We start from the raw sequence: 14,717 nt of genomic DNA on the forward strand, positions 1-14,717 counted from the left end.
ATATTTCGCTGTGGGCATCATGTCCCAATCTCTCGGCGCAAACGACTCAGGTGCCTCTGTGTAATACCCAGATACGACGCTATGTAGCGCAAGGGCACATAACGAATGATGGTTGGTTTTTCTTTCAGGAACTTCCGATATCGATCTTCGGCCGTCAGATTAGCCATATCGTTGATCCGTTTTTTGTCTTCATCGAGGTGTTTTTGCAGAATCTGAATCGTGTAATCTTTCTGCGTAATACTGAGCTGCGCCCCAGCATCAACATCGTCGCGGCTGGTTTGCAATAGCTCACAGTCGGTAATACAGTGTAGACTCTCGTTAGAAACTGTACGGTTCATAAAATGAAAATACGACGTAAAGAAGCGGGAACCGTCGTTTAGGTCGGTCGTGATTTCGTTATTATCCTGATCGAGGTGAAAGTTGCGCATGTAGCCCGAAACAATAAAATTATGGTATTGGGGCACTTGTCCGGCTGGTTCGAGAATAGTGTCTTTTGGTACAAAAACCGGCTTAAACAGCCGACGAATTAACGTTCTGTCGGCTTCGGGCAAGCTTATTATTTCTTCAACATAGTTAAACAATCGGGTGTAATAATGCTCCATGGGAAAAAGGTTTATCCAGGCTATCAACTCTGGCGCCAACGATTGCTGTTGAACACTGTACGTACGGGTAATTTACGCACGATCCTGCAAAATAGTCTGAAAACAACTTTATTCATATACCCAAACAAAGTTGGATTTTCTTTACTTTTATCACTTCTTTAACCACCTAATATAGCTACTCAAATTGGTATGCAAACCAGGAAAGCCGTTATTAATGAGGCTGTAAGTGATCTGTATCGAAATTATGTCCTGGCAATGCTAACGCTGGTCTATGTTTTCAACTTTATTGATCGGCAACTGCTGGTTATTCTCCAGGAATCGATCAAAAAGGAGTTGGATTTATCCGATACGCAACTAGGTGTACTTTCCGGCTTTACGTTCGCGCTCTTTTATGTTACCCTGGGTATTCCGATTGCACGTTTGGCCGACAAAACCAACCGTCGGAATATTGTAGCAGCATCGCTGGGTCTGTGGAGTATGATGACAGCCTGCTCGGGTCTGGCACAAAATTTTTTCCAGTTGCTTTTGGCCCGTATTGGTGTGGGCGTAGGCGAAGCTGGTGGTAGCCCACCGGCTCACGCTATGATATCCGATTATTTTCCACCCGAAAAACGCTCAACAGCGCTCTCGATCTATTCAACGGGCATATATTTGGGGGTACTGGCCGGGTTTTTACTGGGTGGATACCTTAGTCAACAGCTTGGCTGGCGAAGTGCTTTTTTTGTTGTAGGAGTTCCGGGAGTTGTTTTCTCCTTGTTGTTCTACTTATCGGTAAAAGAACCTCAGCGCGGAGCTACCGATGAATATGATGCCCCGGCCAGCGAGCCGCCTTCGTTGCCCGAAGTCTTAAAGCGTCTGTATGCTACCAAAACTTTCGTGTACCTGTCGATGGCTACCGGGTTGCATGTCTTTTGTATTTATGGCCTGATCAATTGGGCACCATCGTTCCTGTCGAGGATTCATGGCATGAAGAATGCCGAAATAGGCGCATTGCTGGGCCCTATCTTCGGCATTGGCGGTGCTGTCGGCTCGTTTGCGGGTGGCTTTCTGACCGATTATTTTGGAAAAACTGATCAACGCAGGTACCTGACCATTCCGGCCTATGCCATTATTCTCTCCATTCCATGCGTAGCTGGTGCACTTTTTCTACCCAATACCGTTTACGCTGTCATTGGCTTAGGGCTTAGTGCGTCGCTTCATAGTATGTATCTGGGGCCTTCCATTGCTGTGGCGCATAGCCTTGTCCCGGCTTCGATGCGTTCCCTTACATCGGCCATCCTGTTTTTTGTACTCAACTTTATTGGTTTGGGCTTTGGTCCATTGGTTGTCGGAATGCTCAGCGATGGACTTGCGCCCACGCTGGGTGCCCAATCCCTGCGCTGGGCCATGTCTATCATTATCATCATCAGTGTTGGCTCGACCGCCAGTTTTCTGGCTGCAGCCCAAAAACTGGCGGTCGACCGGCAACTGAACAGTTGATATTACGGCAAAAAACCTGATTCCCTCACCGAACTTACAGCCCCTAACTTTCATTACAAACCCTACCTGAAACCATCATGAATCGTTGCCTGATTGTTTTATTGATACTATCTGCCTTTCTGGCTTACAACACCCAAGCCCAGCCAAAGGCAAACGTTCTCACAGAAGCGCCACCGGCGGCCGGTGGGTTTTCGGCTACCCGCCTGGCCCGGCTGGATTCGGGCATGAATGATTGGGTCAATCAGAAATGGGTGAACGGTTCGGTCGTGCTGATTGCCCGTCATGGCAAAATCGTTTTCTATAAAGCGCATGGTTATAATGACCCGACTAAAAAAGTCCCGCTCGACAAAACCGGAATTTTTCGGATTGCCTCCCAAACGAAAGCGCTTACCTCCGTAGCCGTGATGATGCTCTGGGAAGAGGGGAAATTTTCGCTCGACGATCCGGTTTCCAGATTCATTCCCTCCTTCGCTAATGAAAAAGTACTGGCCAGTTTCAACCCTAAAGACACCACCTACACCACTGTTCCGGCCAAACGACCCGTCACGATCCGCGATCTGCTAACCCATACGTCGGGCCTGGGCTACCCAGCCATTGGCACACCGGCCGAAAACGCTATTTATGCCAAAAGCTACATAACAGGTGGAGTTGGCACAAAAGGACAAACACTTTCTGACGCCATGACGCGCCTGGGTAGTCTACCCCTCTTTTTTCAGCCCGGCGAACAATGGAAATACGGTCTGAATATGGACGTATTAGGCTACCTGATTGAGCAATGGTCGGGAATGACACTGGAAGATTTTTTTCGGAAGCGCATCTGTCAGCCACTGGGTATGCATGATACTTATTTTAACGTCCCCCCCGAAAAAGGCGCCCGGCTGGTAAACTTTTTTCTCGGCGATTCAACCGGAACCATACAGCAGCAGGCATCGGTTTTCGGCGGAGCACTCGACATGAACTATCCACTACAAAAAACGAGCTATTTTTCGGGAGGTGGCGGTATGTCATCCACCATTTATGATTATGCAATTTTTCTGCAAATGTTGCTAAACGGCGGAACCTATAACGGTGTTCGGCTATTGGCCCGCAATACGGTGCGGCTGATGACCATGAACCAGATTGGCGATCTAAGCCCGAACATTGGCGACCATGCCCGCGATAACACATTTGGGTTCGGCTTTTTGGTTATTTCTGAAAACGGCAGCCGGTTCACTCCCAGTCAGGTAGGCACCTATTCGTGGGGTGGTGTGTTTTCAACATCTTATTGGGTCGACCCTAAAGAGGATATGCTGGTATTGATCTACCGGCAGATGTGGGGCCCCTATGTGTCGAATACCGATAAAGCATTTAAGGCTTTAGTGTATCAGGCAATTAATGATTGATGACCGATTAGTTTCCCCTGGTTTATCCTATACCAACAAACAACCCCGGATTGATTTGGTTAGAGCTTATCGTTTCCGGGAAAAGTGTTCTCAGGAACGATTATGCCGTTTACCCTGCTGAATCATCACGCCGTTTCGAATAGTAGCACAGTCGATCCGGCTTGTCGATGCCGTACTTGGCTTTTAAAAGATGGAGCCTGTTTCCCCGACCACTTTATTCTCCGCTGGGATGTTTTATTTTATCGGTCATGCGTTTACAAAAGCTAGTGTAAACTTATCTCAGAACAAAACAGTACAAACGAATGTATTTGAAGCTTCACCCACCTATTTGATGCATACAATGTCTTTAACACACTGATAATCAACAGACAAAAACATTGCATTTTCGGGAGTTTGTTCGCCAGAACACGGTGGTGGTTGGGTTGAAAACTTCACCTCGGGACGGGTTCCCTGTCGCCAGACAGGGTGACTACGCTCAATGCAATGCCTGGACTCAACAAAGGAGACTGCTCACTCTCACTCGAAAGGTTAGTGGCTGTTGCACAACTTCAAATGATTACATTTTAAACCATTCCTTGGTAGTTTTAGGACGCTTTTCTAGGTAGCTATAAACTAGTCCCAGCAGCACATTGAGACTAAGGCCAATGAACCAACCGACTCGGCGACCATTAGCGTGGGTAGCAAACGTTCCCATAAAGAATGTCCATCCCCAAACAATGACCATACTGAAAGTCAGCAGTATTTTGGTGAGTTTGATCATCTACTTGGTGAGATTATATACTTCTACTTTTCAAGCGATATGTTTTTGGTTGACCTGCGGGGCGTTTGCTTTGTCGCAAGCGATCCGAAAATACAAACCCAAAGCTGACTAATTCAGGTGTTCAACTTGTCGAACGCAACCAGAAACTGCAAGCCCAGAGCCGCCTAACGAGCCGTGCGGCCTGTCGACCGGAAGCTGACCAACGAGCCTAATGCTTGCCTAATGAGACGCGAAAACTGTCGCAGGTAACCCGCCTAGTGAGCCCATGTTGGCCGGGCCACCCAACGACCCATATCTTCGCTTTTCAGGAATTCTCCTTGAAAATATGCAATTTTAAGCTAAGCCATTGGTGAGCAGAAAAAGCCCGAACCCAACGCAAATGCGTTTCCGAACGAACGACATTGACTGTGTGGTGCTGCCCTGCTCACCACCCTTTCCAGCAGCCTGAACAGTACCTAAGGACATGGCCTTGCCATGATCCAGCATCATGTGCAAAGTCGGGAAAGTTAATGGTACTCGCAACTCTTTATACTTAAAAACTAATCCGATGGAAACAGTATTCACCCCCCTGAAGTATGGTGTCGGTATCGACATGGGCAAGGATAAGTTTCATGCCTGCCTGAGTGCAATTGATGCCTGTGGCCAGATTAAAATTAGAGCCACTCATCACTTCGCTAACTCCCCTAAAGGTCGTACCGAGTTTGACCGCTGGTGTGCTCATCATCAGAAGGACAAAGACCTGCCAGTTCACTATTTGATGGAAGCTACGGGGGTCTACTACGAACACTTAGCCCTGGCACTGCATCAAAAAGGGGCTTATGTGTGCGTCGTCTTACCTCAGAAGGCAAAGTACTACGTTAAAGCCCTAGGCATCAAAACCAAAACTGATGGAGTGGATGCGCAGGCCCTGGCTATGATGGTGTGTCAGCAACGACTTGAAGCCTGGCGACCGATTAGCCAGGCTATGTATGAGCTTCGGCAGCTCACAAGACAACAAGCTGATCTACAAGTTTTTAAGACGAAAGTAAGCAATCACCTGATGAGTTTGGAGCAGGGTATGTATCAAGCTAAAGCTGTCAAAAAGCAGATGACCAAGCTGTTAGCTGAGATTGACCAACAGATTGCTGAGTGTGAGAAGCTGATTGCTAAAGCGATTGCTGACAATACCGAGTGGAAGCGAAAAGCCGAGCAGATTGGTGTAATTAAAGGGGTAGGCTTGCTGACCATAGCGCATCTCATCACTGAAACTAATGAATTTGCTTTGTTCGAAAATCAACGACAGTTGGTAAGCTATGCGGGCTACGATGTAGTCGAAAACCAGAGCGGTAAACGAGTAGGTAAGACGCGGATCAGTAAGCGAGGCAATTCACGGATTCGGCACAGCTTACACATGGCGGCTCTGATGGTTGTGCGCTACGAACAACGGCCCTTTGTGGGCTTGTATGAACGAGTCATTGAGCGCACTAAAATCAAGATGAAAGGGTATGTGGCCGTACAGCGAAAGCTGCTGACGCTAATCTACGCCCTTTGGAAAAAAGACGAGAAATATGACGGTGATTTTGCAAACGAAAGGCAAAAAAAAGTAGCCCCAACTGAGGGGGCTACGCTGCATCGACCACAAGTGAACGTGCTTGAGAGTGCGAACATAAGCGAATTGGTCGAATCTTGAAAAAATTATAGGGCATTTCTTGGATTTGAAGACAGTACCAAACAGGGGTTGATGGTGAGGGCACAAGTTCACTAAGCACAAGCCGTTTGCACCTTTACACACCTGCTTGAGTTGGGCTGAAAACTCTCCTCCAGAACGTATATCATGTCGCCGAGAAGCTACCGAACAAACTTTAATAATTACTCCGAATTTGTATTGAGTTTATGAAATTACTGAGGACCAATTTTGATAAAAATCTTCACCAATGCCCTTCCACCAATATATTGTATTTCCATTTTTTGATTTTATCCAGCCATTTTGTATTTCTATCTCTTTTGGCTCAAAGCCTCCATCATATGGTTCAATTGATTCAATTATTGAGGTTACATCATCATCAAATATATCAAAAGATACATTCTCGTAGTCAATAGGCTGGCCAATTGGTGTCCTCTTTTTCTCATTGTATTCGGCATCTATCCAAGTTTTCATATAACCTACAACAACACATTTTCCTTTAAATAGTGAAAGGATATTATTGATGTGAGTATCTGAAAAACCGTAGCCTATTAAAATGAGTAAATCTGAACTAATTATATCACTTTGTAGAGCATAATAAAATTGTAAATAAGGGTTATATTTCATTCTTTCGGACTTATGGTAACCCGTTATTATTGGCGTGGCAATTAAAGGTTCTCTATTTAAACCGTAGTCAGATGACTGAGTATATTTTAAATAATCTACAGGATTTTCGAGTTTTGTCATTTTGTTGGCATCTAAGTCATTTCTCCAGAGTATACTTCCGTGTAAATTGTAGTGGCAATCTACATCGTATCGTTTCATCACATTTTCTGGTTCAAACTTTCCATTACTATCAAACCCATCATAGAAATTTAAATATTTATTCAGCCAAGTATCATAATTCATAGTGTAACATCTTCTTAAATAATCAGAATTAGGTAAATTCTTTTCAAGAAAATCGTTTTGAAATTTCCTCATACCTAAGTTCTGATCATCTGTATTAAAATTTTCAAGTTCATTAATTATCATATTAATGAAATGTGCATAGATAACTCTTATTGTTTCGCTTATAGAACCATTTTCTGTATTTTTAGTAATTTCCCTTAACTCTTTATTTATTTGTTCCTTCAATCTTAAAAATGCTGGTTTAACACCTTTTGATTTTGCTATATTTTTCAATATAGTTGGATTCTCCTTCTTAATAGCTGAACTATTATAAGATGTAAGATGAGAATAAAGCTCTTCTAATAAGTGAATTATTGTTTCAAAATTAACTACCGACAAATCACAGTCGTTTTTAGTGTTTCTTGTATAATGATAGCAAAGTTTTTTATAAAAATACTCGCCAGGTGTTTCGCTACCCATTCTAAGATTAGGAATGTCAAGTTCTCGCAATTTTCTGGTTATGTGAGCGGTTGAAGGCCCTCCAAAGTCTGATGATAAAGTAAAACCTGCGCCGGTTATAATTACTGCTTTCCTTTTCATTGATTAACTTTCTTTACCGTAATACTATATGCGCTAATATTGATCCTTTTACGCCGAGTTTGGTGAGCTGGGTGATTTACCACCAATATACTGCCTTTTGAATGTTATGCTATCTAAATTCGGTATTTAGTCTGTCAAATGGAAGCCCCTCAACGAGCTGAGGCTAACCTCTAGAACGTGCAACCTGTCGCCCGTAGCCCGACCTTGAACTCCCATCTTGGCTGGTTCACCCAACGCCAATGAGGGTTGATGGATGAGGGCGAAACCTAAAACAACAAACATAACGTCAACCTTTACACCCTCATTAGGATGTACTGCTACTTTTTAACTTATTGATAACCAGCGCACTAAAAGGTAGCAGTTTTCGAGGGTTTCTTCGTGTGCGAACACGGTGGTGGTTGGGCTGCCCCGCTTGCCCACGGGACGTGCTACCTGTCGCACGAGACTTTATATATTATTGAGCTTTTCTAACTATGAGCGAAATACGACTTATAAAACCGTTCATATTGTTCTCAACATATCCTTTTACCACGTACATGCCATCGGTTGTTTCAATTAATTGACCTGCTACTGGCTTATAATCTTTAGGTAAGTTTACTGGTATTATATCTCTTCCTATTTCGTTATCGAATGCTTCTACTTTCGTTTGCATAGCTGTAGCTGTATAGTTTTACTTAGGATTTCTCATCAGATTACGCGCATAATTATAGACAACTGGGCCAAAAACATAAACTGCAAATTCACTTATATCGTATTCGTAAGTCCTGCTAAATCTGTCAAAAGGCCAAAATCGACTGTCGCCGTCACCATCATTCATGAGGAGCATTATCAAATTTACAAACGCCCATAGAATGTAAGCTCCAACAACTTTTCGATAAGAAACTCCACTGTCATTTGGCACCAGTTTATATATGAAGTAACCAAGTAAAAAAAGCGAAGCGACCCAGATATAGTTCATGTGAATGGTAAAGGATTTAATACAGACTCAAAATAATACATTTTCAAACTAAGTCTTATACACTCAAGTAGTCAACTCTTGAATGTCAAGCTTGACCTATAAGGAAGTTTCCTTTGTCAGCAGGAAGATGGCGAATGCGCCAAGACCATCCTACCGGGGCGTTTCTGCTGTCACAGGAGCGCCCGAAATGGGAACCCAAAGCACCCTTTCGAGCCGGGTAGCCTGTCGCCCGCAACCCGGAAATGGAAACCCAAACTTGCCCACACGGGGCGTTAGAATTGTCGACCGAGACGCGCACGCCACTTGCATGATTGGGCCACCCAACACCCCTGAGTGTTGATGGTGGGAACACAAGTCAGAAAAAAGAACGTACCTCAACCTTTACACACTCAGTCAGTTGGGCTGCAAACCGTCCTCCGGGGGCGAGCAACCTGTCGCCCGACAAGCCCCCACGCGGAGCGGTTTACAAGAGTTTTCTATTAATCTGATTTTTATACTTCTCCACAAACTCCTTTGCGTCTCTCAAATTTTCAGGGTACTCAACATATACCTCCCTTCCGTTGGTAATCTTCCCAAATTCGCCCGGCTCGTAGATGTGCTGGTAATTAAAACCATTCTCATGCAGATACTTCACTGTTACCCATTTTGAGTCATCTGACTTTTTAGGAGGGCGGAATCTATGCGGATAAAGGGTCATAGGCTTACCGCAATCAGGACATTTATATTCTCGACCTGAACCAAAGTCAATTTCTCGACTAAAGGTTTTTCGGCAATCAATACAAACCTTTTTGTATCCCATCTTTTAAATCTGTTAAGCCTTCCTAACTCAGGCGTTCATCTTGTCGCAGGCAACCCGACTAACGAGTGTAAAGCTAACCTTTAAGCTGTGCCGACTGTCAACCGGAAGACGGCAAACGAACTCCAAAGCTACCTTGTCGAAACGTGCGCCCTGTCGACCGAAAGCCGAAATGGAAGCACTTTATGGCCTCGCACCCAACGCCCGCGAGGGTTGACGGAGTAGCACACAAATCTACTGAACACGAACGACTTCCACCTTTACACCCTCGTTTGGTTGGGCTGAAAACCTTACCTCGGGACGTGCTCCCTGTCAGCGGAAAGCTGCCCACAGGGAGCAGATTATTCTACAAAGTCTTTAAGTTGAATAAGCTCTTGCCCATTGTTAATAGAAAGCTTTTGGCTAGCAGCATCAAACATAAATGATTTTATAGAAGTGGTATCTGCTTGGAAAGTGCAAATCTTTTTCTCAAAAATGTTGCCCTTATCCACCAGTTCAAATCGAGTTGCAGACCCTAAAAAACCTTGATATGGACGTTGAATCACATAATTATACTGTTTGGACTGAAACGTAGGGCCAATTATGGGAAAGAGCAAAACTGCTAATACTATCCCGACAAAGAAAATACCTCCAACGGCAAAACTTAGGGGAATAAGAATCAAACTAATAGGAAAGAAAGAACTAACAATCTTTGTAAAGACCCTATTTTTTGGCCTGAAAAATATCACAGTACCAATAATAAAGAAGACAATATATGCCACTCGAATCAGCCAAAATTGAAAACGCCAGCCGTTGTAATTAAATAGAAGACAGAAAAGGAAAATGAGAAACGAAATTAGTCCGAAAGCAGACAACCTACTTATTTTCATTTGCTTCAGAATTTTTATATCAAGTGCTTCCCCTGTCTCCAGAATGCTCAAGATGAATGTCTAAACCTGCCTAACCAGGCGATTCTCTTGTCACACGGAGCCACACAACGAGCCAAAAGTTGCCCTGTCACTACGTTCCTCGTGTCGACCGCAACCCAAAAAGTGCCCCAACTCAGGCGTTCACTTTGTCAACCGAAGCGACCAAACGAGCCAAAAGTTCGTTTGTCGAGACGTGACCTCTGTCGACTGCAAGCTGACCACTACGTTGTTTTTCAGCTTGTTTGGCAACACCCAACATAGTATTGTACGCGAATTAGCGGAACTATAGACAGCTAACAAGCAGGTTATCAATTATTTTCAGTTCCGCTAATTTTTGAAACCAATAAATACGCTTAGGGTTCGTTCCAAATAAATAACTTGCCTATGAAAATAACAAATTAGAGTTTTTGAAGTGACTAAACGGTATGTTCACTCGGTGCCGGTACAACGGATATGGGATATAGAAGGATACCCAACCTACTTTTTTGGCGATGATAACGAGCTATATCGAATCACAAAACGAGGTGAACTCGTACGGATTCGGCGCAGTGTGAAACGCTACACGCAGGGATACGTGCTCAAGAGTAAGTTCTACAGTCTGAAACAACTTCGTTTGTTGCTCCGTCGACATGGTCTTACAGGTCATCCAACGGGCTTTTGAGCATGCTGATTTTATCGGCCGTCACATGCGTATAGCGCATGGTGGTCAGGATGCTCTCGTGGCCTAGCAGTTGCTGAATGTAGCGAATGTCGGTACCCGATTCGAGCAGGTGTGTAGCAAAACTGTGCCGCAGTGTGTGAATACCACCCCGCTTTGAAATATGAGCCTGACCTACGGTGTCGCTGTAGACCTGCTGAATAGTCCGCGTCGTTAATGGCTCCTTCGTTTCGTTTTCTTCAAAAAGATACGTTTTGGGCTTGTAGCGGTTCAAATAATCCTCTACAGAGGCTGCAAGTTTCTCCGAAAACATTACAATGCGGTCTTTTTTACCTTTGCCGCCCCGGATTGTAATCAACCTTCGAACAAAGTCAAGATCGGTCAGGCGTAGGGTAGCTACTTCACTAACGCGCATACCCGTTGCATAGACCAGTTGAAACAGGGTCCGATATTTCAGACTGGTCGTCGCCTGAAAAATGGCTCTCACCTCGGCCACACTGTAAACCATCGGTAGTTTTTGAGCCTGCCGCGGATACGCTATATCGTATTGTTGTTTGTTGCGGCCCAATACCTTTTCCTGATAAAACTTCCAGGCATTGATATGTACGTTCAACGTAGCGGAGCCTAGCCGTTTCTTTTCCACCAGAAACAATAGGTAATGCTGGTATTGAACGGCGGTTAGTTCGTCAAGCGGCTTGTTGCCAGCATAACGAATGAGTGCAATCAGCGCCTGTTTGTAGTTCTTTAGCGTCTTATAGCTGTAGTTCTGTATTCTCAACACGCTACAAATGGCAATAATAACGGGGTGACTGTCAAATTCACGCACGGGCGGAGCATACCGAAACGGCTTGCGGACGGGTCGTAATTTACCGGCGGGAGGCCAGACTGGGTTAGTAGCCTGTTCAACTTCGACAACCGTCGCATCAGGTTTGTAGAAACGCACAACATCTTCATGGAACCGGCAATAGTCTTTACCAAAGAGCTGCCCGATTTTCACGACCGATGTACGGGTATTCGGCACGACCCAGCACCGGCGCGAAAAGCTCCACCGACGGCCGGGAATGGTGCCTATGAGATGGTTGCCTATGGGGTCTTGCGGAAACGAGACAGCCAATAAATCAGGATCTTTTTCGTCGATTCGGATTGTAATCATGGCGATAAGACTTTCCATTTCGGAAAAAGTCTCTTTCTAACAGGATTAACAAGATTGACATGATCGTATTGTCTGCAATGAAATCCTGCTAATCTAGTTAATCCTGTCAGAAAAATGACTTATAACTCAAAGGTAATGCCCTGGGCAAGAGGCATAGTAATACCATAGTTGACGGTATTGGTTTGTCGGCGCATGTAGGCTTTCCAGGCATCAGAACCCGATTCGCGGCCACCTCCTGTTTCTTTTTCGCCACCAAACGCGCCCCCAATTTCGGCACCCGACGTGCCAATGTTTACGTTGGCAATGCCACAATCCGAACCGGCCACCGACAGAAACCGCTCGGCTTCGCGCATGTTAAGCGTAAAAATGGCCGACGATAAGCCTTGTGGGACGGAATTCTGCTGTAGAATGGCATCGTCGAGCGTGGTGTATTTGAGCAAATACAGAATTGGAGCAAATGTTTCGCGCTGCACCACAGACCAGTGGTTGTCGGCTTCGGCAATACAGGGCTTTACATAACACCCCGACTCGAAACCTAATCCGTTGAGCACTCCCGGCTCAACAACAAACCGCCCTCCCAATTCCCGAATTTCATTCACCGATAACAGATAACTGTTCACAGCAGCCTGGTCGATCAGCGGTCCAACATGAAACGACTCATCTAACGGATTGCCTATACGCAATTGGGCATAAGCGCTTTTGAGCCGATTTTTCACATCGTCATAAATATGTTCCTGAACAATAAGTCGCCGGGTCGTCGTACAGCGTTGCCCAGCCGTTCCAACAGCTCCAAACACAATGGCAGGAATAGCCAGATCAAGATCGGCATGTTCGGAAACAATGATGGCATTATTACCACCAAGTTCGAGCAGGCTACGGCCCAAACGGCCAGCCACGGCTTCGGCAACGGATTTCCCCATGCGTGTGCTGCCCGTGGCCGACACGAGTGCAATTCGTGGATCACGGGCCAGCCACTCACCCGCATCGCGTCCACCCGTAATGAGGCAGGATACCCCTTCGGGCACGTCGTTATTTCGCAACACATCGCCAATGATCTGCTGGCAGGCCAGAGCCGTTAGTGGTGTTTTTTCAGACGGTTTCCAAATGCACACATCACCACAAACCCAGGCCAGCATGGCGTTCCACGACCAAACCGCTACCGGAAAATTAAACGCCGAAATAATACCAACTACCCCCAGCGGATGCCATTGCTCAAACATCCGGTGCGCGGGCCGCTCCGAATGCATCGATAGCCCATATAGCTGGCGCGACTGCCCTACGGCAAAGTCGCAGATGTCAATAATTTCCTGCACCTCGCCCAGCCCTTCCTGTAGCGATTTACCCATTTCGTAGCTAACCAATGTACCCAGTTCGCGTTTATAGCGCCGAAACTGCTCGCCCATCTGCCGAACAATTTCGCCCCGGCGCGGTGCCGGAACTTGCCGCCACTCCGCAAAAGCCGCCTGTGCTGTTGCTACAACCCGATCATAATCGGCGCGGGTCGACGGATGAACGCGCGCAATGAGCTGACCATCGGCGGGTGAGTAGGAATCAAGCGTTTTATCGGCCCGGCCTTCCGTAGTAGTTTGCCAGAACTGCTGCCCGGTACTGGTTCCGGGTTTTACGGGTTGGGTTGGTAAGGGAAGAATCGACTGCATAACACAAATTAGTCCTTAGGTTGATGGAACACAAAACTATCGGCCTTTGTGTAAACATTGGACACATGACAGTAAACTTTTTGCGCTCAAATAGGTTGAAAACATACGAAGAATCACCTCAGCAAATACACAACGTTATGAAAAATAAAGCAACCTTTTGTTTGCTGGCGCTCGGAGCAGCACTGGCCACTGACGCCGTCTGGGCACAAACCACGCCCACCGGAACCGCTACCTCGACAACCTACCCCACTGGTGCTATTGCCCCCGATTCAACTCCGGCTTCGTCGCGAAGTCAGCGACGGGCCATGAAACGTAATAAAAAAGCCATGCAGCAGAACGCCCGTACGCATTCAGGAACATCGACCAGCATACAGGATGCCGAATACCGGCAAAGCTCAACCAGCGATGGTACGGCTATCAATAATAGCAATACCACAAACTACAATAGCAATAACGTTACTAATGCTCCAACAGGGGTTGGCAGTAATCCATCGACGGTAATCAATCCAACCCCGGCCGAACAGGTCAGCAACGGTCAGAACAATTCGGCAGCACGAAGCTCGGTCAGTAGCGACGGCAAAACTTATTCGCCCAATACGGGCATAACGCCATCGGGAACCAGTGTTAGCACATCGGGAACGGGTGAAGCCGTATCGGGCGCCCGAAGCAGCGAAATGCCTGCTGCAAAAGCAGGCAGTACCAATCGGGAAGCTAGTGTGGGCGACTTCATCTCGTCGTCACCCAATTTCACAACACTTCAAAATGCGCTTCAATCGGCCGATTTGTTCGAAACCCTGAAAGGAAGCGGCCCTTATACCGTTTTTGCGCCATCGAACAAAGCCTTTAAAAAATTACCAACCAGCGCCCAGAATGGCTTGCTCGAAGGCCGTAATCGCGATGCTCTGAAACAGCTACTCTCCTATCATGTAGTACGTGGCGAAGTCGATATGGCCGAACTCAATCGGCGTATTAAGGCTGGTAATGGTAAAGTTGAGCTACAAACTCTGGCCGGAACTACACTAACGGCCAAATCGGGATCGAACGGCAGTATAGAAATTTCCGACGATCAGGACCATACGGCTACTATCGACGCGGGTGATAACTACAAATCCGGAAATGGTGTAGTACACGGCATTAATGTTGTGCTGATGCCCAAAGCTGCCAGTTCGATGTTTAAGTAAAAGCTGCCTGAGTAACAGTTGAACGTAGTAT

Annotated in this window: 15 protein-coding genes; 6 read left to right on the top strand and 9 right to left on the bottom strand. The window is 46.0% G+C overall.

The features are described 5' to 3' along the window. Positions 1-17 precede the first annotated feature (17 nt). A complete protein-coding gene (locus tag WBJ53_RS25295; protein WP_338871400.1) occupies positions 18-602 on the bottom strand; it encodes a Crp/Fnr family transcriptional regulator in 585 nt (194 codons plus the stop codon). A gap of 189 nt (positions 603-791) precedes the next feature. Between WBJ53_RS25295 and WBJ53_RS25300 the strand changes: the two genes are divergently transcribed. Continuing rightward, the gene (locus WBJ53_RS25300; RefSeq protein WP_338871402.1) at positions 792-2,081 is read left to right on the top strand and encodes an MFS transporter; all 1,290 of its coding nucleotides are present in this window, start codon (positions 792-794) and stop codon (positions 2,079-2,081) included. A gap of 77 nt (positions 2,082-2,158) precedes the next feature. Next, on the top strand, positions 2,159-3,463 hold the full coding sequence (locus WBJ53_RS25305; protein ID WP_338871404.1) for a serine hydrolase domain-containing protein: 1,305 nt from the start codon (positions 2,159-2,161) through the stop codon (positions 3,461-3,463). A 556-nt stretch (positions 3,464-4,019) separates the two neighbouring features. Here the strand turns inward: WBJ53_RS25305 and WBJ53_RS25310 are convergent. Continuing rightward, on the bottom strand, positions 4,020-4,223 hold the full coding sequence (locus tag WBJ53_RS25310; protein ID WP_338871406.1) for a hypothetical protein: 204 nt from the start codon (positions 4,221-4,223) through the stop codon (positions 4,020-4,022). A gap of 333 nt (positions 4,224-4,556) precedes the next feature. After that, entirely contained in the window at positions 4,557-4,712 is a 156-nt protein-coding gene (locus WBJ53_RS25315; RefSeq protein ID WP_338869250.1) for a hypothetical protein, read from the bottom strand. A 58-nt stretch (positions 4,713-4,770) separates the two neighbouring features. Between WBJ53_RS25315 and WBJ53_RS25320 the strand changes: the two genes are divergently transcribed. Further along, positions 4,771-5,892 (top strand): IS110 family transposase, encoded by a 1,122-nt coding sequence (locus WBJ53_RS25320; protein ID WP_338869252.1) that lies wholly within the window; start codon positions 4,771-4,773, stop codon positions 5,890-5,892. A gap of 201 nt (positions 5,893-6,093) precedes the next feature. Here the strand turns inward: WBJ53_RS25320 and WBJ53_RS25325 are convergent, their stop codons facing one another. The 3 genes from WBJ53_RS25325 to WBJ53_RS25335 form a co-directional block, all read right to left on the bottom strand. Further along, positions 6,094-7,374 carry a hypothetical protein gene (locus WBJ53_RS25325; RefSeq protein ID WP_338871408.1) on the bottom strand — a complete coding sequence of 427 codons (1,281 nt, stop codon included), beginning with the start codon at positions 7,372-7,374 and terminating at the stop codon, positions 6,094-6,096. Positions 7,375-7,828: 454 nt separating this feature from the next. Then, positions 7,829-8,026, bottom strand: a complete 198-nt coding sequence (locus tag WBJ53_RS25330) for a hypothetical protein (RefSeq protein WP_338871410.1) — start codon at positions 8,024-8,026, stop codon at positions 7,829-7,831. 18 nt (positions 8,027-8,044) lie between these two features. After that, positions 8,045-8,332: a hypothetical protein gene (locus WBJ53_RS25335; protein ID WP_338871412.1), complete on the bottom strand. Its 288-nt coding sequence runs from the start codon at positions 8,330-8,332 to the stop codon at positions 8,045-8,047. 82 nt (positions 8,333-8,414) lie between these two features. Here WBJ53_RS25335 and WBJ53_RS25340 point away from each other — a divergent pair, with 82 nt between their 5' ends. Continuing rightward, complete coding sequence (locus tag WBJ53_RS25340) at positions 8,415-8,672, top strand: hypothetical protein (RefSeq protein ID WP_338871414.1); 258 nt, start codon at positions 8,415-8,417, stop codon at positions 8,670-8,672. 797 nt (positions 8,673-9,469) lie between these two features. Here the strand turns inward: WBJ53_RS25340 and WBJ53_RS25345 are convergent. Beyond that, entirely contained in the window at positions 9,470-10,048 is a 579-nt protein-coding gene (locus WBJ53_RS25345) for a hypothetical protein (protein WP_338871416.1), read from the bottom strand. A 400-nt stretch (positions 10,049-10,448) separates the two neighbouring features. Here WBJ53_RS25345 and WBJ53_RS25350 point away from each other — a divergent pair, with 400 nt between their 5' ends. Continuing rightward, positions 10,449-10,697: a hypothetical protein gene (locus WBJ53_RS25350; RefSeq protein WP_338871418.1), complete on the top strand. Its 249-nt coding sequence runs from the start codon at positions 10,449-10,451 to the stop codon at positions 10,695-10,697. Here the strand turns inward: WBJ53_RS25350 and WBJ53_RS25355 are convergent. Both WBJ53_RS25355 and WBJ53_RS25360 read right to left on the bottom strand, forming a co-directional pair. Then, complete coding sequence (locus WBJ53_RS25355) at positions 10,672-11,865, bottom strand: tyrosine-type recombinase/integrase (RefSeq protein WP_338871420.1); 1,194 nt, start codon at positions 11,863-11,865, stop codon at positions 10,672-10,674. The two genes, WBJ53_RS25350 and WBJ53_RS25355, sit on opposite strands and share 26 nt — an antisense overlap. Before the next feature lie 101 nt (positions 11,866-11,966). Beyond that, positions 11,967-13,505 carry an aldehyde dehydrogenase family protein gene (locus tag WBJ53_RS25360; RefSeq protein ID WP_338871422.1) on the bottom strand — a complete coding sequence of 513 codons (1,539 nt, stop codon included), beginning with the start codon at positions 13,503-13,505 and terminating at the stop codon, positions 11,967-11,969. A gap of 137 nt (positions 13,506-13,642) precedes the next feature. Here WBJ53_RS25360 and WBJ53_RS25365 point away from each other — a divergent pair, with 137 nt between their 5' ends. Beyond that, complete coding sequence (locus WBJ53_RS25365) at positions 13,643-14,686, top strand: fasciclin domain-containing protein (RefSeq protein WP_338871424.1); 1,044 nt, start codon at positions 13,643-13,645, stop codon at positions 14,684-14,686. Positions 14,687-14,717 lie beyond the last annotated feature (31 nt).

The organism is Spirosoma sp. SC4-14, from assembly GCF_037201965.1.
Taxonomy (GTDB): Bacteria; Bacteroidota; Bacteroidia; order Cytophagales; family Spirosomataceae; genus Spirosoma.